This is a genomic window from Nostoc sp. (assembly GCF_036917535.1).
Taxonomy (GTDB): Bacteria; Cyanobacteriota; Cyanobacteriia; order Cyanobacteriales; family Nostocaceae; genus Nostoc.
This window is the reverse complement of sequence record NZ_JBALDA010000099.1, coordinates 1-19,696: the sequence shown is the minus strand read 5'-3', so window position 1 is coordinate 19,696 and position 19,696 is coordinate 1. Positions and strand designations below refer to the sequence as shown.

General features: G+C 40.3%; 16 protein-coding genes. 8 read left to right on the top strand and 8 right to left on the bottom strand.

Annotated elements, in window-relative coordinates; genetic code table 11:
* The first annotated feature begins 50 nt into the window (after window positions 1–50).
* The 4 genes from V7K56_RS33195 (at window position 51) to V7K56_RS33180 (ending at window position 2,998) form a co-directional block, all read left to right on the top strand.
* Window positions 51–668 carry a superoxide dismutase gene (locus V7K56_RS33195; RefSeq protein ID WP_334917790.1) on the top strand — a complete coding sequence of 206 codons (618 nt, stop codon included), beginning with the start codon at window positions 51–53 and terminating at the stop codon, window positions 666–668.
* A gap of 328 nt (window positions 669–996) precedes the next feature.
* Window positions 997–1,509 (top strand): hypothetical protein, encoded by a 513-nt coding sequence (locus tag V7K56_RS33190; RefSeq protein ID WP_334917788.1) that lies wholly within the window; start codon window positions 997–999, stop codon window positions 1,507–1,509.
* Between the two features lie 59 nt (window positions 1,510–1,568).
* Window positions 1,569–2,234, top strand: a complete 666-nt coding sequence (locus V7K56_RS33185) for a helix-turn-helix transcriptional regulator (RefSeq protein WP_334917786.1) — start codon at window positions 1,569–1,571, stop codon at window positions 2,232–2,234.
* Window positions 2,235–2,509: 275 nt separating this feature from the next.
* Window positions 2,510–2,998 carry a hypothetical protein gene (locus tag V7K56_RS33180; protein ID WP_334917784.1) on the top strand — a complete coding sequence of 163 codons (489 nt, stop codon included), beginning with the start codon at window positions 2,510–2,512 and terminating at the stop codon, window positions 2,996–2,998.
* A 109-nt stretch (window positions 2,999–3,107) separates the two neighbouring features.
* On the opposite strand, the gene V7K56_RS33175 is transcribed toward V7K56_RS33180, so the two are convergent.
* The 3 genes from V7K56_RS33175 to V7K56_RS33165 form a co-directional block, all read right to left on the bottom strand.
* A complete protein-coding gene (locus V7K56_RS33175) occupies window positions 3,108–4,148 on the bottom strand; it encodes a class I fructose-bisphosphate aldolase (RefSeq protein WP_334917782.1) in 1,041 nt (346 codons plus the stop codon).
* A 475-nt stretch (window positions 4,149–4,623) separates the two neighbouring features.
* Window positions 4,624–5,619 carry a DUF2806 domain-containing protein gene (locus tag V7K56_RS33170; RefSeq protein WP_334917780.1) on the bottom strand — a complete coding sequence of 332 codons (996 nt, stop codon included), beginning with the start codon at window positions 5,617–5,619 and terminating at the stop codon, window positions 4,624–4,626.
* Window positions 5,620–5,938: 319 nt separating this feature from the next.
* Complete coding sequence (locus tag V7K56_RS33165) at window positions 5,939–6,640, bottom strand: PEP-CTERM sorting domain-containing protein (protein WP_334917778.1); 702 nt, start codon at window positions 6,638–6,640, stop codon at window positions 5,939–5,941.
* A gap of 614 nt (window positions 6,641–7,254) precedes the next feature.
* On the opposite strand from V7K56_RS33165, the gene V7K56_RS33160 reads away from it, so the two are divergent.
* On the top strand, window positions 7,255–9,009 hold the full coding sequence (locus tag V7K56_RS33160; RefSeq protein ID WP_334917775.1) for a protein kinase domain-containing protein: 1,755 nt from the start codon (window positions 7,255–7,257) through the stop codon (window positions 9,007–9,009).
* Between the two features lie 151 nt (window positions 9,010–9,160).
* Here the strand turns inward: V7K56_RS33160 and V7K56_RS33155 are convergent, their stop codons facing one another.
* Window positions 9,161–9,901: an SDR family oxidoreductase gene (locus tag V7K56_RS33155; RefSeq protein WP_334917773.1), complete on the bottom strand. Its 741-nt coding sequence runs from the start codon at window positions 9,899–9,901 to the stop codon at window positions 9,161–9,163.
* Between the two features lie 270 nt (window positions 9,902–10,171).
* On the opposite strand from V7K56_RS33155, the gene V7K56_RS33150 reads away from it, so the two are divergent.
* Window positions 10,172–11,128: an aldo/keto reductase gene (locus V7K56_RS33150; RefSeq protein WP_334917771.1), complete on the top strand. Its 957-nt coding sequence runs from the start codon at window positions 10,172–10,174 to the stop codon at window positions 11,126–11,128.
* Window positions 11,129–11,213: 85 nt separating this feature from the next.
* Here the strand turns inward: V7K56_RS33150 and V7K56_RS33145 are convergent, their stop codons facing one another.
* Window positions 11,214–11,870, bottom strand: coding sequence for a methyltransferase domain-containing protein (locus V7K56_RS33145; protein ID WP_334917769.1), 657 nt, complete (start codon window positions 11,868–11,870; stop codon window positions 11,214–11,216).
* 930 nt (window positions 11,871–12,800) lie between these two features.
* Here V7K56_RS33145 and V7K56_RS33140 point away from each other — a divergent pair.
* Window positions 12,801–13,883 (top strand): peptidoglycan-binding domain-containing protein, encoded by a 1,083-nt coding sequence (locus V7K56_RS33140; RefSeq protein ID WP_334917767.1) that lies wholly within the window; start codon window positions 12,801–12,803, stop codon window positions 13,881–13,883.
* 563 nt (window positions 13,884–14,446) lie between these two features.
* Window positions 14,447–16,309 carry an ATP-dependent zinc metalloprotease FtsH4 gene (ftsH4, locus tag V7K56_RS33135; RefSeq protein ID WP_334917765.1) on the top strand — a complete coding sequence of 621 codons (1,863 nt, stop codon included), beginning with the start codon at window positions 14,447–14,449 and terminating at the stop codon, window positions 16,307–16,309.
* Window positions 16,310–16,400: 91 nt separating this feature from the next.
* Here the strand turns inward: ftsH4 and V7K56_RS33130 are convergent, their stop codons facing one another.
* The 3 genes from V7K56_RS33130 to V7K56_RS33120 form a co-directional block, all read right to left on the bottom strand.
* Window positions 16,401–17,600: an MFS transporter gene (locus V7K56_RS33130; RefSeq protein WP_334917763.1), complete on the bottom strand. Its 1,200-nt coding sequence runs from the start codon at window positions 17,598–17,600 to the stop codon at window positions 16,401–16,403.
* A 161-nt stretch (window positions 17,601–17,761) separates the two neighbouring features.
* Complete coding sequence (moeB, locus tag V7K56_RS33125; protein ID WP_334917761.1) at window positions 17,762–18,934, bottom strand: molybdopterin-synthase adenylyltransferase MoeB; 1,173 nt, start codon at window positions 18,932–18,934, stop codon at window positions 17,762–17,764.
* A 158-nt stretch (window positions 18,935–19,092) separates the two neighbouring features.
* Window positions 19,093–19,551, bottom strand: coding sequence for a M67 family metallopeptidase (locus V7K56_RS33120; protein ID WP_334917889.1), 459 nt, complete (start codon window positions 19,549–19,551; stop codon window positions 19,093–19,095).
* Between the last annotated feature and the right edge of the window lie 145 nt (window positions 19,552–19,696).

Sequence of the window (19,696 nt, the reverse complement as noted above, 5' to 3'; positions counted from 1 at the left end):
TTTTGATAGAATAATTTATCAAAACCTATCATTGAGAGGAAAAAGAGTTTATGCCATACAATTTGGAACCTCTGCCATATCCTACAGATGCCTTAGAACCCTACATTGATGCACGAACAATGGAGATTCATCATGATTTTCATCATGGTGGCTATGTTAAGAACCTGAATGCTGCGCTGGAATCGTATCCAGATTTACAAAATAAAAGCATAGAGGAATTGATTCGTGAATTGAACACTTTGCCAGAAGCGGTTCGTAATCCAGTTCGCAATAATGGCGGAGGTCATTTTAATCACTCAGTATTTTGGACTCTGATGGCTCCCAATAGCGGAGGTGAACCCACAGGAGCCATTGCAGAAACCATCAATGAAACTTTCGGTAACTTTGAAAACTTCAAAACCCAGTTTAATGATGCTGGTGCCAAGCAATTTGGCAGTGGTTTTGTCTGGTTGGTTCGGACTGCTGGGGGTAAATTGGAGGTGACGAGTAGACCTAATCAAGATTGTCCTTGGTCTGAAGGTCATTATCCTATTATGTGCAACGATGTTTGGGAACACGCTTATTACCTTACTTATCAAAATCGTCGTCCAGAGTATCTCAAACAGTGGTGGAATACAGTTAACTGGAACGAGGTGAACAACCGTTTAGCCACATCAACTAGTCTCTAATTAATCAAGTAATACCAATTCTCTATAAACGTGGATAAGTAAGTGGGCGTGAATAATTAAAGGATTAGGCGTTGCAGAACAGTGGGATGAATTGGTACAAGCAGGGGAAGCAGGGGAAGCAAGGGGAGAATTTTGGAAGTTACTAAATCATCCCGCAACTATGCAACGCCAAAGGATTATAGTAAGGGCTTTAGCCTTTACTATAATCCAATTAAATTAATTTTACATTGCGTAACATAGTTTAATTTATTCTTGACCACTTACTTAATTTACATCTTTACAGAGAAACAAGATCCCCGACTTCTTTGAGAAGTCGGGGATCTGTAGCTTGAAATTTTCACAAATCAAATATGATCGCTATATGCGTAAATTTCATTACACTTATCAAAATTATCGATTTGCCAAAATTGATAGAGTTATTTCTCTTAGTTGCATCACAGTTTTAATCTATGCAATTGTCGGATTTGCCTTGGGTAACTTGAGAATTAATTTTGGATTATGGGGTTTAGGAATTCTCTTTTACCATTGGCATTTAGCAAATTTTGATAACTCAAACATACACTACACTACAGAAAATTATTTTCAACAAAATCTGCTGATAGGCTTGACTTCAGGGTTGATGAGCAGTGCCATAACTATACTTATCCATGAAGTAAAATCCCACTTGCCAGTTTGCCAACCAATTGCTATTGGGTTAATAACTGCAATCAATTCTACTGTCATGATGGTATTAACAGTGAGAGATTGGGGCAGGTTAAAGTTTATTATTTTCTCAACCGCATTGGCATGGCTGGGTCTTTTGTTGGGGTGGACAGCACAAAATCACTTGCCAAACATTTAAAATTCCTTAAAAATTGCGTTAATCTAGGTAGACAGTCAATAAAGGTCTATCCAGTTAACATGGATGAATCTGCTACAGTTGAGCGGGTAAAAGTCAAAAATCAAATCCTTTATTTACTTAAAATGAAAGGACAACAGTCGGCGGCTGATTTAGCTCAACAGTTGCAAGTATCACCAATGGCAATTCGTCAACATTTACAAACTCTGCAAGATGAGCAATTGGTGACTTATACAGAAGAACGTCAAGCTGTAGGTCGTCCGCTAAAGCTGTGGTATTTGGCAAATAAAGCCATGAATTTTTTCCCTAATCATCACACTGACTTGGTGGTGAATCTAATTGAGGGAGTAACTCAAGTATTTGGGATGGATGGGTTAGAGGCGTTAATTGCACAGCGTACCCAAACTCAAATTCAAAATTATTCAGCCAAAATGTCAGATAGTCTTTTATGGCGGGAACGAGTGGCTGTGCTTGCTTGCTTGCGTACTCAGGAAGGGTATATGGCAGAGGTGATTGAGGAGTCACCGGATGAATTTCTGCTAGTGGAAAATCACTGTTCAATTTGTACTGCTGCCCAAAAGTGTCCTCAATTGTGCAGTTCAGAATTACAAGTCTTCACAAGGTTACTCGGTTCTACAGTTAACATTGAACGAGTTGAACATATTTTAAGTGGCGATCGCCGCTGTGCTTATCGTATTTCTGTCTTTGAGCAAGCTATTGACTCCTAAGAAACACAAGGGTGTGAGGGTGTAGGGATGTAAGGGGATAAAAAAAAAGGTGTTTATTTTATATGTTCTAGGAGCGAAAAACGCGGCTGTGAGAGGCTCTTAAGAGTCCGTAAGGCGGTGTAGTTGTGCATCTTGCAGTTTCAACTTATTGATATTAATTTGCAATTATTTTAAATTGTAAGCATTGATGCCCTTAAAAAAATATTAAGGATCGCGGTTATAGAGAGAATCAAGATTTTTAGGCTTTCCTCTACTCATTCTTATCCTTACTTATCATGTCTAGCACTCCAATAAACCTGAACACAGTCGATCCGGTTTGGAAAAACCACATCCAGGAAGGAAACAGTAAGATGCAAGTGAAGTCATACTACGATGCGATCGCCTGCTATCAAAAAGCATTGACTCTTGCTGAGAAGATATTGCAGAAAGCAACTTCCCACTTAACTAATTCCGAGGCAATTCATATCTATGTGCTTTCATGTCAGAATCTTGCTAATTGTCACTTGGCGGTGGGACAGTTAATTGAAGCGGAAACTTACTTGCTCAAAGCCCAAAGCAGTGCATCAGATATAATGGGGGCTAGTAAGTTACCAATGGAATTTCGGACGCAAGCATATTGTGCCTTCTATGCGACATTTCAAGATTTAGTCAAATTTTATGAAGCTCTTGGTCGGGAAGATGAGGTGTCTGAAATCATCATGCAATCCAAAGAACAAGCACTTAAGTTTCTTGAGCAAGTCGAAGCAACCCTACCAAGCAACTGATTGTGTAAATAAAATAGCGGTACTGGATAGATAAAGACTATTTCCCAAATGCCGCTACAATTCTGTGTTAATGTCGAGGAAAGTCGCTAAAAATTCATGAATTGAATCATCAAACCAAAGTCGGTGCTTTTTCCATCTCTGCATTGTACTGACCCAGGCTGGCTGCTCCGTTTAACTTCGCTCGATGATAAAGTAATTTTTGTGCCTCAGATGTCTTGTCATCATTACCCCGCCAGTATTCTAAAGCTGGTTGTTGAATAGCGCGGGCATAGGAAAAGGTAATAGGCCAAGGACATTGGGAAGCAAATTTAGCATTCATCACATTCAGATGTTCCGTTGAGCGTTCCTTACTCTGTCCACCAGAAAGGAAAGCAATTCCGGCAACAGTAACGGGTACGTTCTTAAGTAAGCATTGAATAGTCATTTCTGCTACCTGCTCTACATTCGCCGGATTGGGACAAGTCAAGCCAGAAATCACCATACTAGGTTTAAGTATCATCTGGTCAAACTCAACTTTATGCAGACGCAGTTGATTAAACACCGCTTCTAAAGTTTCATCTGTTACTTCGTAACAATCTTCTATTGTATGATCGCCATCAATTAATACCTCCGGCTCCACAATTGGTACAAGTCCTCCTTCCTGACACAAAGCAGCATAACGAGCTAGCGCATGAGCATTAGCTTCAATGCAAGTACGGCTGGGAATACCATTACCAATGGTAATCACAGCCCGCCATTTGGCAAAACGTGCGCCCATTTTGTAATATTCAGCAATGCGCTTCCTTAGACCATCTAATCCTTCGGTGACTTTTTCACCTGGACAAGCTGCTAAGTCTTGAGCTCCGGTATCAACTTTGATACCAACGATCAGACCCGCGTCTTGCATCACCTTCGTAAAAGCAACACTAGCCTGAGAAAACTGGCTAATAGTTTCATCATAGAGAATAGCTCCACTGATGTATTCCGATAAACCAGGGGTTGTCAGAATTAACTCCCGATAAGCACGTCGTCGTTCTTCTGTCGTGGGGATACCTAACTTTTCAAATCGCTTGTTGCATGTACCGTTGCTTTCATCCATTGCCAGAATACCTTTACCAGGAGCAACCATTGCCTTGGCGGTGTTTCTCAATTCCTGCGCGTATGTACTCATGTTAATCATCCTTTGGTTAGTTTTGGCGATCGCTATATATCTAAATTATTGCAAAAACTTTGCAATAATTAAAATTATTTGTTAAATTATTTATGTATAGATACTATAACCTCCTATGTCAGCATTGCTTGTGGGAGATTCATTCTCCCACATTTTGTCTGATTATGTCAAAGTCTCGAAAGGCTGAATGGATCGGATAGCTGTTGATTTAGCTGTTAATAATTATTTGATATCTATTTAACCTTATTCATACATATTCTCAATAACTGTCAATACTTTTGTGAACAGTGCATTTAGTCAGTTCAAAAATCAAAGTAGACTGTTATATACATGAATTTATTGTAAATATCAAGGGTATTTAAGAAGCATTACGGCATAGCTTTATACCCGTTTGTGGCTAATTACTTACTTTGATAGACAGCAATCTGCGCTACACCAAGATTGTTATACTGTGTGCATAATCGTTTTAACATGACTAAGCTGGTTCCTCAGTAACGATATATGTTTTGTCTCCTATCGATAGGTTTTCACCATCCTCAATAATAGGTGCCCAAGCAATTTTCATACCTTCTCGCTTAAGTTTTTGAGCAACAAATTCTATATATTCCATATCAGGCTGAACTGATATAAGTTTCAATAGTTCTGTACCTGCTTTTGTTAACACTCCAACTTGATTTACGATTTCAGGCGTATCCTTCTCTCTTTCAAATAAGAGAATTAAAGAGGAGTAAAGTAAACTAGAGGTACTGCCGGAGGTACTAGCTTCAAAGCGAAAACTTATAAAATCACTATCATTTATAAGACCAGCGTCTTTTAACTCAAGAATTTCAGAAAAGCCAATAGTATTATCTTTCTTAAAAATATATTCTTTTGGGTCAAGGTAAAAAGCTATGTTCTTATTACTTAGGACATATTTCCCTAATTCAACAAAGTTTTCTGCTTCTTGTCGTGAAAGATTTTTCAATATCTCAAGAGTACGTAGCGAGAAAGAACCAGGTTTTGTAATCTCCCCAGCCAGGATTTTCCCCCACCAGTATTGGAGATCTTCTGTTGAAATTTTCTCTGCTATATCAAAGAAATGATTAATCCATTCTGGTTCTGGCTTCTGTTCTGGGATCTCACTTTTATTTGCTAGTTCCTCAGCAGCGTTTGCACATACGGATTCTATATTCTGTTGCTTTCGTAACTCCTGGTATTCACTACGGTTTGCCGCACGCTCAGGAAGTGAGAGGATCGGGCTAGGTGTCTCAGAAGATCCCATCATCTTAACTTTACCGTCTTCATAATCTGCACCACCAAGCAACTTACGACTCTCAGCCATAGCTTCGGAAATAACTCGTATTTCGTAAGCTTTAGCTTCAGCATTTTTCTTGATAAGATATGGGCGTGAAACTGCACCAAACCCTTCAGCCATTACTTCAATAAGTCTCTTCAGTGGATCACTAATGCCAGCTAAATCTTTGATTTCCATTTACAGCTACGTATTTTTATTTCCTAAAAATCGGTGTTTACAATGGTATACATGTACTAAAAAGAATTTAACCGTAAAAACACGTAAAATTAATTTTTTTGTGCCGGACTTGGCCAAAAAATTCTGTACTCCTATCAATGCTTTCTTTCCTTAAAGTGCAATCGCCCTTGGTTATGTGGGAAACTAACTCTGGAGCGATCGCCGATAATGTTGCTATAAATTTTATAAATTAGTGTAAAAAATGCTCTTGCAAAAAAGCAAGAGCATTGAAATTTTTCTAGGAAAAATACTTTGTAGGATAGGCAGTAAATTAAATCGCCTATACACTTAGAGACGCTTTTCGTTTACGCTTTAACCACCAGCCTCCAACACCAACAACCATTATCCCATCAAGGTCGCTAGGTTCTGGAACATGGGTTGAATCGGTATTTACCACAAGTTTAGTAAACGCTTGACCATCACTCTCAGAAAAAAGATATTCCTCAAGAAGATCCCCTTGAAGCGCACCTCCAATTGAGAAAAATTTTCCGTTTCTGGCGTTAATATCTGCAATGGCGTTGGAGTTGAGAGCAAAATTCAAGATTTCGTTTGGATCGCCAGAAGTAGTAACGTTAAAATTTCCATAATTTTTACCACTTCCCAAATCATTATAAATAGTATTATTGGGGCTATTCTTTTTCTGACTCAACACATTAGCAGGTGTTGAAACATCAAAAAAACCTAAAGTCTCTGTTGGATTTCCTGAACCCTCAAATCGTTGAATTTGCAAGGTTGCTGAAGTAACTCCTACTAGATTACCAAGATCGAATGTAAAATAATTACGTGAATCTATTCCGCGTATATTTCCAGTTACGTAGTTGAGATTATCGTTAGAATTAGAGCCATTAAGTGAATCTTCAGCAGCCCACCAACCTCGATCTGATGCAGTCTGAGTAAAAGTTGCTGCTTGGGCTGTATTTAGCGTTCCTAATCCGAACCCAACAATAGTAGATGCAATTGCTAATTTATAAAACCTTTTCATTGGATATCTCTTGAAATTAGAACCTGTTTAACTGAAACTCACAAAACTATTCTTGATCAAACAGAATTTAGCTAGTCAGGAGTCAGAATCCATTCTGAATCCTGTACTACTGGCGGATAAATAATTGGCGTTTTTACACCCCCACTAAATTAAAATGTTTTAGCCCTCAAGCGCAAACTAAGAACAACCCATACTCTTAAATTTTTCGTTTACAGACTAGTAATGAAAAATTAATTATTGGGTTAGTATTCTATTGATATTGTTAGTTTTGTATTAGATTTACAAAGTATTTACGCACATATAATATACGTAATATCTAAAAAAGTTGTGAGTCTGCAAGGATGAATACATAAAATTTATGTAAACTTTATATAATCTTTATAAATTAGAACCAGATGAAAAAAGTGGTTTTGGCTATTTTTTGCGTCAATTTTATTCTTAAAGATGTTAGGAATCTTGTTATTCATTCTTTTTAATAGTTAAGTAATAATACTTAAATAAATTCATTTTGGATTTTAGTAACAAAAGTTCAAGATATATATTTTTCAAGCATTCCGGAAATAGGAGGAAATGTCAGAAAAACTAAATAAAAGGACTTACTGAGTAACCAGGTCATGACCCACCACATAATCGGTAAATTACTACAAGGGCGCTACCAAATTGTCCAAAGCCTCGGTGCAGGGGTGTTTGGACAAACATACATTGCTGTAGACGTAGATTATCCAGAGAATCCCAAATGCGTTATTAAGCAGATTAAAGTTAGCAGTTCCGAATCTGGCTACTTGGAGATGCTGAGGTTACTGTTTCTGACTGAAACCCAAACTTTGAAACTTCTGGGAAGTCATGACCAAATTCCTGAATTTATCGCTTGTTTTGAAGAAAACCAGCAATTTTATTTAGTGCAAGAGTGTATTGAAGGACATGCGCTGACTGCGGAATTGCCCATCGATGGACAATGGGGCTGTCTGTGGAGTGAAGGCGAAGTTGTAGAATTCCTGATCGATGTCTTAGGTATTCTAGAATTTGTCCATTCTCAAGGTGTGATCCATTGCGATATCAAACCGGAAAACTTGATTAGACGTACTGTTGATAACAAGTTAGTTATGATTGACTTTGGCTCAATCCAGTCGATCGATTTTGGCATAGGTGCAGAATTGCCCATTTATAGAATTCCCGTCACTTCATTGGGATACATACCGCCAGAACAATTTATTGGTCAAACACAGCCCAACAGTGATATTTATGCTTTGGGTATGATTGCTATCCAGGCTTTAACAGGGCTAGAACCACTACAATTAAAAACCGATCCTTCTAGTAATGAAATTTTTTGGCGTTCTCAAAACACGCCAGTTAACGATTATCTAGCTGCTGTTCTCAGCCAAATGATCCGCTACAATTACCAAGAACGCTTTCAGTCTGCGGGTGAAGTGCTGCGGGTACTCAAACAAATAATCTGGGAACCTCAGCCATCAGAAACATTAGAGGAAGATTCTCAATTTACCTTTGAAGTAGCGAAAAATCATCCTGCGTCTGGAAAATCATCCCCATTATTAACGGGAATGAAAGTAGGATTGGCAGCTAATTCTTTAGTGATGGGATTTGGTGTATATTCTTTAGTTAATACTGCACCTGCATACTCAGAAACAGATACTTTATATAAAGCAACAAAAGAATATCAAGCAGGAGATTTGGAAGAAGCGATCGCACTCGCTAAGTCAATTCCCTCCCACAGCAATGTTTATCCAGAAGCACAGGCTACAATTGAAGAATGGCAAGAGCAATGGCAAGTAGCTGCACAGCAATACGAAATAGCACAAATAGCTTTTAATGAGAGCAGATGGTCAGATGTTCTTCATGCTGCTGCTAAAGTTCCAAAGATTTTCTATTGGCAATCTAAAACAGATAAAATAGTTCAGCAAGCGTCTGTAAACATTGAAATACAGACGCAAGATTTATTAGCCAAAGCTTACGAAAGTGCCGCTGAAAAAGATTTTTCTACCGCATTACAATATCTGCGTGAAATTCCTCAAGAAAGTCATGCAGGTGCTTTAGTTCAAAACAAGTTAGCTGAATACAATCGAAAGCGGCAGATCAGAGCAGCATACTTTTTACAAAAAGCCTATAAACAAGCATCTATTGGTGATTTCGAGCGAGCTGTAAAATTTCTTAGAAATATTCCCCAAGATACTTTAGTTTATGCTCAAGCCCAAGTCAAATTGAATGAGTATACTCAAAAACAGCGCGTATTGACTGATAATCAAAAGATAGCTTCTGCAAAAAAAACAAATTTCTTCCTCCCGAAAAACTCAACTACTAAAGTTGAATATCTTCAAGAAGTAAATTATCTTCAAGAAGTTAATATTCGGTAAATTTAGTAATTCGTAATGACCAGAAAGAAAAAGGTACAAGCCCCGAAATTTATTTATGGGGTTCAAAATGTTTGACTTTTGACTTTTGACTTCCCCGTAGAGGTACGATGGGGGACAAGGGGAATAACCCATGCCCAATGCCCTCTAATTTTTACCAAGGAACCACACCATTTTCATCAAAAAAACCTCCGCTAGAACCATCATCAGGTAGAGTAGCTAGTCTTACTGCTGCGATCGCACCCTGCTCGACAGTGCGATACCCTTGGTATTGATTAATATCAGTTGCTGTAAAACCAGGATCGGCAGCATTGATTTTAATTGGGGTATCTTTAAGTTCGGCAGCCAATAAAACTGTGATTGCATTCACTGCTGTCTTTGATGAGTTATAAGCAAGAAGCTTAAAATCAGCGAATTCATAATTTGGATCGGAGTTCTGAGTCAGAGAACCTAAACTACTTGATAAATTAACTATTCGCCCTGCTTTTGATTTCTTTAACAGTGGTAACAACGCTTTTGTAACTGCAAACACTCCAAATACATTCGTTTCATAAGTATGTCGCAGTGTTTCAATATCAACTTGACTAGGTGGAAGGCGATCGCCATTACTTAGTATTCCAGCATTGTTCACAAGGATATCAAGTTTTCTGAATTCGCTCTCGATTTGTTTAGCCGCAGAGTTGATTGTTTTTTGGTCGCTCACATCAAGTTGAATTGTTTGGGCATCGATCTGGCTGAGACGAAGTTTATTCGCCGCTTCTTCACCACGTTTTATATCTCTTGAACCAACAAGAACAGTAGCACCTCTAGAACCTAATTGGCGGGCAATCTCATACCCAATACCTTTGTTTGCACCTGTAATCAGCGCAACTTTACCTTTTAAATCTTCTGACATATTACTTCTCTATTTTAATTGACACTGACAACTGTTACTATCTTCGAGCAAGTTTAGTGTATGAGCAGTATGTATAACAATGGGGAGGAATGTACTTCATTTACTTGCAAAGTGCTGTATCAACATAACATTTAAGATTTAGTAATCCTACACAAGTAGTGATTGATTGTGATGTTTGCGCTAGTAGTAAGTCATACTTCAGATAGCTGTTGAGAGAATATTTGCAGCTTAAAGTAGCAATTGACTCAAAAATTCTTGCAGAAGGTAAATATGCAAACCAAACAACTTGGTAATTCAGAGCTTAACATTACCCCAATCGGCTTTGGTGCCTGGGCGATTGGTGGAGGTGAGTGGGCTTTTGGCTGGGGAGAGCAGAATGACCAAGAATCGATCGCCGCGATCAATCGCGCTCTTGACCTCGGCGTTAATTGGATTGACACCGCAGCTGTCTATGGTCTGGGGCATTCGGAGGAGGTTGTTGGTAAGGCGCTCAAAGGTCGATCTAATCGCCCCTACATTTTCACGAAATGTTCAATAACCTGGGATGAAAAAGGCGAAACTGGTCACAGCCTGAAGGCGGATTCTCTGCGGGGAGAGGTTGAAGCTAGTCTGCGCCGACTCAACATTGAAACTATCGATCTCTACCAGATCCACTGGCCCAACCCTGACTCAGAAGTTGAAGAAGGCTGGACGACTCTCGCCAAGCTCAAGGATGAGGGTAAGATTCGCAATATCGGGGTTTCAAATTTCAATGTCGAACAGTTGAAACGTATCCAGGAGATTGCACCAGTTACGTCATTGCAACCGCCTTATTCGCTGGTGAAGCCTGATGTCCAAAAGGAGATTCTGCCTTTTTGTCAGGAAAACAACATAGGTGTGATTGTTTATTCACCTATGCAATCTGGTTTGCTTACAGGAAAGATGACACCTGAGCGGGTTGCCAATTTTCCAGATAATGATTGGCGCAAAAACAATAGTGAATTTCAGGAGCCACGTCTATCTCGTAACCTAAAGCTAGTCGAGGTGTTGCAACACATTGGTCAACAACACGATCGCTCACCAGGTGAGGTGGCGATCGCTTGGACTTTAAATAATCCGGTAGTGACTGCGGCGATCGTTGGCGGACGCAATCCCGAGCAAGTAGAAGGAATCATCGGTGCTGGAGAATTTCGCTTTAATCAGCAGGAACTAAACGATATTGACACTTTCCTGTGCGAGAATCCGTAAAATCTCTGATGGAAAATCTCATAAACCCCACGGCTTTCGCCGGAGGCTTATTCATACTTTTATTCAGCAACCGTAAAAAGTTCTTTCACTTTGTCGCTACGCCGATAATATCAGGACTAACAATTGGTAATTTTGCATCAAATCGCTCATAAGTGATGCTATTAAAACCAGCTTTTCCTAATGCTATCCAAATTTCTCTATTTGGATGACAACCATCACCTATCACTTTTGAAATCGGACTAACTATGTTTTGTATTTGTCGCAATAAACTTCCTGGAGGTGCGGCGACATGTTCAATAAATAAGAAGCGTCCACCTGGTTTAAGTACTCTTAAAATTGCCTGTAATGTATAATCTATATTCGGCACTGAGGACAAAACCAATGTACTAACAACAGTATCTATGCTGTTATCTTCGGCATCTAACCATTCAGCATTACCAATGCGGAGGTCGATATTTAAACCCAGTTTTTCTGCTTGTTTTTGGATAGAGGAATGCGTATGTGGGTTTGGCTCGATTCCTATCCAGTGGATGTTTTTAGGATAGTAAGGTAAGTTAGCGCCTATTTCAAGGCCGATTTCTAACACTTCACCTTGGAGATTAGCAAAAAGAGAACGTTTGCGATCGCTAACAATTTCATCGTCTTTGCTGGTACTTGGAGCCATCATCCAAGCAAAGAAACGTTTCCCAAAGTTAGCAAAAATCTGATTTTTTGAATCTCCAATAATTTGGTTTACAATCATTATCTACTTCCTAATTTTTGAGCCGAGAAATTGGGGTGCCAAACAACCATTTCTAGCCTCAAGGTACAATACTTCGTGTTTGTTGTACCTCACCCATTAGACTCACCTGATAGGATGAATTTAATTAACGTATTACGCTTAGCAACTGACCGCAAGATATCACAGAAAGACCAAAAGGTTTGAGGCGTCTATATATAGGGCTATGAGCGATCGCTATGGTTGTACGATTTTGGGTAATCATAGCCAAAGATTTTTGAATAGCCACTCCGGTCTGACGGGGTAACAAAGGGACGCAAGCAAAGCAAATAGAGGAGTGTGACCGTTTTAAGGTAAAAAAGATTAGATATGAATCTAGCCCTAGAGATATTCGCGCACACTTTTTTTGTTGAACAACCTTTCTAGCTAAAAATATAGCATCCATGAATGATGGTATAGGTTAGCAGAGGAAATAGGCAAACAGAATCACATTGGAATATGGGCTAATCCTAATTCAATTCCACCTTTGGAATGGAGAAAGCAACATAGAAGAAATTAACTTCTTTGTCACCCCGTCAGCGCTCCGGTTTCATTATCTACCGCAGAAGTATCCTTATCAAAATCAGAATTGGCGGAGCTTTAACAATAGTATGGGCGATGCCTACGGTAAATGCTCGCCTACGCAGTTCGCTCTGCCTGACCTCCAGAAAATTTCTGATCCAGTTAGCCAATAAGTAAAAAAAATTGCTGTTTCCTATTTTAAGTATGCGTGAGAAAAGCTAGATAACTACGGATGTTATAATCCAAAGTGGGTTTGCAAGACACCGTTTCTTGGACTCCAATCGCTCTAATGAAGTACGAGATACCAAATTTGGCAGCGGTCAGAACTGAAATTGTACAACGAATAGTGACAGAAAAATTAACTGAAAACAATTATTTCACTCAATAAAAACTATGAGCTTTAAACTTCAAGCTTTGCAACTTCCGACTCTCCAGAAAAAATCCGAAGGGCTGATTGTAACTGCTTGGCAGAAATTTCTTTTAGATTATGACTTCCCTATTGCTGCCGTTGATGGAGATTTTGGGAATATTACAGCTCAAGCAACTCGTGATTATCAGACTAGTAATGCTTTAACAGTAACGGGAATTGTCGATACTGCTACTTATAAAAAAGCGATAGAGCAAGGTTTTGCAATTTATTTTGCTATCTATACCGATGCCGGGAATAAATTATTAACCTATCTTAACTTTGGAGAGAATGAGGTCAAGGACTTACAAAAAAGTTTAACAGCGATCGGTCGTTTAAATCCGCCGTTAGTAGCTGATGGGGACTTTGGCCCTAACAGCACAAAAGGACTAGCCGAAACTTATAAAATAAGAGACATTAATTTTCGAGCCGAGTTAGCTCAACAGCTTTCTAATACAACAAAAACTAAGCTTGGCATTGATTTTGAGTTGGCTTTAGACAACATAACTGAATATGCCAAAAGATTAAGACAACGACTGAGTGGAAAAGCCTGGGTTAATTTTTTTCCAGATAGCGACTTAATTGATGATTTAGCTTCTCCCTTCCGTCAAAAAGTACAAGCTTTTGAGCAAGCCTTAAAAAATGCCGGAGCTAATATCGATATCTCTTCAGTATTTCGACCATCAGAAAGAGCTTATTTAATGCACTATGCTTTCCGTATTAGTAATAATGAAATTGCTGCCAAAGATGTTCCACCTATGCCTAATGTAGATATTAATTGGCTACATTATACCAATGCTGGTTCTATCCAAGCTGCTAAAGAAATGGTGTCTGCTTATAATATTGCTTTTCGACCTGTTCTTACTTCTCGTCATACCCAAAGATTAGCAATTGATTGGGAAATTACTTGGTCAGGAACCTTAAATATCAAAAACGCTAGTGGAACTATAGTTAGTATTAATCAGCCACGAACGAGTTATGAAAATTTTACTTTATGGCAAGTTGGTGGTTCTTACGGTGTGATTAAATTATCTAGCGATCGCCCTCACTGGTCTAATGATGGACATTAATGGATAGAGGAACTGCATATATGGAGAATGCAGTTCCAAAATTCAAAGTGAAATTATTGAAGAATAATTCAGGAGTGAGCAAAGAAAGCTCCACCAAGGCTTCAAAATAACTCTTCGTGGGGGATTTCTATTTGCATCTCCCAATCTCTGCATATTCTTTGAGTACGGTAAACCGTATTTGCTCGTTAGTTCCCAAAGATTAATTAAATTGTTAAGTTTAGTTACAGAAATAAACGAACAAATGCTGTAAACATTGCTAAATGGGAGAAATTATGATACTAGCTAGTATCTTTGACGATCAAGACAAGCTGAACAACTTTGTGTCACCCTTAGCAAGTCTTCTCCCAAAGGGAGACGCCAAGGGAGAACAACCATCATGAGCGTCACAGCCCATCGTTGACATTGCTTAGATTGGGCGAATATACCAGCATTTTGACCAGTCTTTAATCAAGTTTCTCAAAGCGTTAAGGAAAATGAGAAACAGGGAGGCTGGGTAAAACCAATGCCCAATGCCCCATACACAATTTTCAAGTTAGTTTTCATTTTAAGGATTGGTAACATCTATGGGAATTAAAGAACAGCCTAAGTCACCTCGGTTTCGGATCGTTGCTAATATATTACTGGCAGTATCAGGACTATTCCTGCTCTTAAATTTATTTTTGCCTGGTTTATTTGCTTCTGGCCCTGCTGGTGTTCCCTATAGCTTATTTATTCATCAAGTACAGGAAGGGGAAGTCGACCGTGTTTCCGTTGGTCAAAACCAGATTCTTTACCAACTAAAAACAGAAAATTCCCAACCTGGCCAGGTGTTTGCAACTACACCAATCTTTGATTTAGAGTTACCCAAACTGCTAGAAGAAAAGGGAGTTGAGTTTGCTGCTACGCCGCCACCCAAAAATACTTGGTTTACAACCCTCTTAAGTTGGGTGATTCCACCACTGATTTTTATTGGTATTTGGCAGTTCTTTGTCGCCCGTGGCGGTGGTGGCCCTCAAGGTGCGCTTTCCATTGGTAAGAGCAAAGCTAAAGTTTACGTTGAAGGCGATTCCGCTAAAATCACTTTTGCAGATGTAGCTGGGGTAGAAGAAGCGAAAACTGAGTTAGTGGAAATTGTAGATTTCCTCAAGACTCCGGCACGGTTTACGCAAATCGGCGCTAGGATTCCCAAAGGTGTGTTGTTGGTTGGGCCTCCAGGTACTGGTAAGACACTTTTAGCAAAAGCCGTAGCAGGAGAAGCAGGAGTTCCATTTTTCAGTATCTCTGGTTCCGAGTTTGTAGAATTGTTTGTCGGTGTGGGTTCTTCTAGAGTGCGAGATTTATTTGAACAGGCGAAAAAACAAGCTCCTTGTATTATATTCATTGATGAATTGGATGCGATCGGTAAGTCTCGTAGTAGTAATGGCTTCTACGGTGGTAACGATGAGCGAGAACAGACCCTCAATCAATTACTAACTGAAATGGATGGGTTTGCAGCTGGGGATACAACGGTAATTGTGTTAGCTGCTACCAACCGCCCCGAAATACTAGATCCTGCATTGCTGCGTCCAGGCCGCTTTGACCGCCAAGTGTTAGTAGACCGTCCCGATTTATCTGATCGCGAGGCAATTCTTAAGATTCACGCTCAAAAGGTAAAATTAGGAGATGATGTAGATTTAAAAGCGATCGCTACTCGTACCCCTGGTTTTGCTGGCGCAGATTTAGCAAACTTGGTAAACGAAGCCGCATTATTAGCAGCGCGCAATCTGCGTGAAAAAGTTGCTCAAGAAGACTTTGCCGAAGCAATTGAGCGGGTAGTTGCCGGTTTAGAGAAGAAGAGTCGCGTGATGAACGACATTGAGAAAAAGATTGTTGCCTACCATGAAGTTGGTCACGCAATGGTGGGGGCGCTGACAACAGGAAACGGTCGTGTAGAAAAGATTTCGATTATTCCTCGTGGGATGGCTGCTTTGGGCTACACTCTGCAATTACCAACTGAAGACCGCTTTTTGATGAATGAAGATGAACTGCGGGGTCAGATTGCAACTTTATTGGGTGGACGTTCCGCCGAAGAGGTTGTATTTAACAGTATTACCACAGGTGCTTCCAACGATTTGCAACGAGCAACTGACTTAGCAGAACGGATGGTAACAACTTATGGTATGAGCAAAGTCTTAGGGCCATTGGCTTATCAACAAGGACAACAAGCAGCATTTTTGGGTAATGGTACTACTAATCCTCGCAGATTGGTAAGCGAAGATACAGCAAAAGCGATTGATATCGAAGTCAAGGAAATCGTGGAAACAGCCCACGAACAAGCCCTAGAGATTCTCAGACAGAATCGAGACTTGCTAGAAGCGATCGCCACTCAACTGTTAAAAACAGAGGTCATTGAAGGCGAGAAACTACACAGTTTGTTGAGTCAAGTGAAACCTGTAACTAATTCGTAATTCGTAATTAAGAAAGTCAGATTTCATCTACAGAGGTACGCAGAGAATAACTTTGCGTACCTACCCTGCAAGAAGGCGAAGCGTTTATGTATTAAACCTCTGCTTTACTCTGCGTTTCATAAATGCTACTCACTGCAATGCAAACACCAGCCAGGAAAAATGCTAATCCACCCCCAACAGCACCAACAAAAGGTGTTATCTGTTGCAGTTGGGGAAATATAACGCCAAACAAACTCATCCCTAAAGCAAACCCACCAAAATACATCCCAACTCCTAATCCCGCCCACCGCTGGGGTACTAATCCCAAAGCAAAAGGAATTGCCCCGTTAACAATTAAACTAAAGCTTGCAACGATTACGACAACGAGCGGAATTTGTGCGCCTAGAGATATCATTATCAATAACGAAGGAATGATTGCACAGATACCACAAAGCATTGCTTGACTATTACCAATTTTGACGGCGAAAATTCCCGCTGGTATGCTGGCAATTGCGATCGCTATTCCAATCCACACCATCAGCACATCAATATTATCAGTATTCAGTTGGGTCTTGAGTACTTTACCCAAGACATCCATGAGAAATCGAATACCCCACGCGACACCGAAACCAGTTCCTAAAATTAAAGCCAATTTCTGTAAGGGCAACTTTACTGTTTCTGCTTGGTGTCTATCCACTGGTGCTTCTGGAGGATTGACTAACCGCAACACAGCCGCCGCCCCCAGCATTACAAAAGAACCGATCGCAAAGGTATAAACTGGGCCTAAGCTGAGAATAAACTTGTAACTTATCGGCCTAAAAGCCCCAATCACACCGCCTGTTAAAGTGACAAAACTTACTGCTAAAGGTAACTGGGCTGGTGTCGAATACATTCCCAATAGGCACATCGCTGGAGAACGAAATATTGTCATTGCCAATGCCCAAGCTACCAATACTATAGGTAAGAGCGATCGCATCATGGTAGTAGGCGGGATCAAACTTACAACGCATGGTATGGCAATAAACAAAGCCGATGCAAGAATCATACCTACTGAGATAAAAGGAAACCGAGTTCCTACCCAGCGTCTAGCTTGGTCTGAAAGTCCACCCATCACTGGTTCCAGCACCGCACTAAAAGCATTTTCGACTAGCACCAAACCAACTGCCAATGAGGCAGGAAAACCAAACTGAGTCAGAAGTTGTGGCAAATAGATATTATAAATTAACCACAAGAGGGTAATTGCTCCCTGCACCGCTGCCAACACCCAAACTTGCACCCATAAAATATTCAGATGAGATTTCAAGGTAGTCATAAGGAGATGGGAAATTGGGGCATTGGGCATTGGGCATTGGGCATTAAAAAGTAAAAAAGCAAAAGATTCTTTTCTTTTGACTTTTGCCTTTTACCTTTTGATTTCCTTGTCCCTCTGCCTCTTATGCCCCTTATCGACTTTTTAAGGAAAGCGGTGCGCTTTTAATACTCTGGAACTGACGGGTCAATTTCTTTACTCCAAGCAGTAATTCCGCCTTTGACATTTGTCCCGACGATTCCGGCTTCCTTGAGAATGGCGAGGGCTTTTGCCGATCGCCCGCCCATTTTACAATGAGCAATTAAACGATGACCGTTTAATATTTCCTTCACCTTAGCAACGCCATTGCCATTTTCAATGTCTGGTAAGGGCACCAACACTGAACCCGGAATCTTGGCAATGTCGTACTCATGGGGGTTGCGGACATCCAGCAGTACAAAATCCTTCGCACCGCTATCTAACAACTCCTTCAAATCCTTAACGGTCATTTCTTGACTTTCCATCTGCTGTTTTGCCTCCTCTGCCTTAGCTTGTGGAATCCCGCAGAATTCTTCGTAGTCTATCAGCTTTTCAATCACTGGGCGAATTGGGTTTGGACGCAGTTTCAACTCCCGAAATTTCATATCCAAGGCGTTGTATAGCAGCAATCGCCCACTGAGAGTGTTGCCTTGTCCCAAAATGATTTTAACAGTTTCAGTTGCCTGGATTAAACCAATAATTCCTGGCAAAATTCCCAATACACCACCTTCTGCACAAGAAGGAACCATTCCTGGTGGTGGTGGTTCTGGAAAAAGGTCACGGTAATTCGGGCCACCTGCGTAATTAAATACAGTAGCTTGTCCTTCAAAGCGTAAAATTGAACCGTAGACGTTGGGCTTATTCAGCAATACGCAGGCATCGTTAACTAAATATCTGGTAGGGAAGTTATCAGTACCATCCACTACGATATCGTAAGGTTGAATAAGTTCCAGGGCATTTTCGGAACTCACACGAGTTTCGTATAAATCAACTTGACAATAGGGGTTAATCTCGTGAATGCGGTTTTTTGCCGATTCAATCTTGGGTTTACCCACCCAAGATGTCCCGTGGATTACTTGGCGTTGCAGATTAGAAGTATCGACAACATCAAAATCGACAATCCCGATGCGTCCAATACCCGCCGCCGCCAAATATAAAAGTAGTGGTGAACCTAATCCACCTGTACCGATACACATTACACTAGCGGCTTTCAGGCGCTTCTGTCCTTCTAGTCCTACTTCCGGTAAAATCAGGTGTCGGGAGTAGCGTTCGTAATCGTCTTTGGTCAACTGGATTTCGTCCAGATTAGGATTGAGCATAGCAGTTATGATGTGGGAAAGCGGAATATTAATCCTATCGAAAAACTGAATCTTATATAGAAATAGGAGTGGGAAAGACGAATTTTCATCTATGATAGCGGCGATAGCGGCGATAGCGGCGAAAACCGCGATGAGTGACTGTCTTTAAACTAAGCCAGTTATTTTATATTTTCAATTTCCTCTGCTTGAAACTGATGAGTATTATCAAGGCTCCAACTTTTGAGTTCTCCAGCTTTGCCGTTTTGGACGGAAACTATTATATACGAGTATCCCTGCCAAGCGTATAGGCGATCGCATTCTGAGGGTATGGCAGGATGATCTGGATGAGAATGAAAAATCCCGATAATGTTCAATGAGCGATCGCGTGCTTCCCTTTGTGTTTTTAACATAATTTCGGGTGCGATCGTATATTGCCGTCTTTTGCTTTCTGTTATGCGTTTCCCTAGAAACTCAGCCGCCGCTTCTGTATTCCAAGCATTTTCTGTTGGCATGACTTCTACCACAGTTTTGCCCTCATTAGCCAGATAGCCTAAAATTATACCACAGCACTCATCTGGGTAAGTGCTTTCGGCATGGGTGCGGATGGTTTGCAAGTGTTCTTGGCTAAGTTGAATCATGTCTGCGTTTGTAATTTTAGCAACTTCTAACAATTCTTGCTTAAATACAATAGACTTGTCGGGAAATAAGAGAGAATAGACAGCAGTGGTAGGGAAGGATGATGCTGAATATTGAAGGTGCGCTGAAGCAAGACCGACTGTTGAG

Coding starts and splice junctions, on each gene's coding strand:
- V7K56_RS33195 (WP_334917790.1), top strand. CDS start 51: ATGCCATACAATTTGGAACCTCTGCCATATCCTACAGATGCCTTAGAA.
- V7K56_RS33185 (WP_334917786.1), top strand. CDS start 1,569: ATGGATGAATCTGCTACAGTTGAGCGGGTAAAAGTCAAAAATCAAATC.
- V7K56_RS33180 (WP_334917784.1), top strand. CDS start 2,510: ATGTCTAGCACTCCAATAAACCTGAACACAGTCGATCCGGTTTGGAAA.
- V7K56_RS33175 (WP_334917782.1), bottom strand. CDS start 4,148: ATGAGTACATACGCGCAGGAATTGAGAAACACCGCCAAGGCAATGGTT.
- V7K56_RS33170 (WP_334917780.1), bottom strand. CDS start 5,619: ATGGAAATCAAAGATTTAGCTGGCATTAGTGATCCACTGAAGAGACTT.
- V7K56_RS33165 (WP_334917778.1), bottom strand. CDS start 6,640: ATGAAAAGGTTTTATAAATTAGCAATTGCATCTACTATTGTTGGGTTC.
- V7K56_RS33160 (WP_334917775.1), top strand. CDS start 7,255: ATGACCCACCACATAATCGGTAAATTACTACAAGGGCGCTACCAAATT.
- V7K56_RS33155 (WP_334917773.1), bottom strand. CDS start 9,901: ATGTCAGAAGATTTAAAAGGTAAAGTTGCGCTGATTACAGGTGCAAAC.
- V7K56_RS33150 (WP_334917771.1), top strand. CDS start 10,172: ATGCAAACCAAACAACTTGGTAATTCAGAGCTTAACATTACCCCAATC.
- V7K56_RS33145 (WP_334917769.1), bottom strand. CDS start 11,870: ATGATTGTAAACCAAATTATTGGAGATTCAAAAAATCAGATTTTTGCT.
- V7K56_RS33140 (WP_334917767.1), top strand. CDS start 12,801: ATGAGCTTTAAACTTCAAGCTTTGCAACTTCCGACTCTCCAGAAAAAA.
- ftsH4 (WP_334917765.1), top strand. CDS start 14,447: ATGGGAATTAAAGAACAGCCTAAGTCACCTCGGTTTCGGATCGTTGCT.
- V7K56_RS33130 (WP_334917763.1), bottom strand. CDS start 17,600: ATGACTACCTTGAAATCTCATCTGAATATTTTATGGGTGCAAGTTTGG.
- moeB (WP_334917761.1), bottom strand. CDS start 18,934: ATGCTCAATCCTAATCTGGACGAAATCCAGTTGACCAAAGACGATTAC.
- V7K56_RS33120 (WP_334917889.1), bottom strand. CDS start 19,551: ATGATTCAACTTAGCCAAGAACACTTGCAAACCATCCGCACCCATGCC.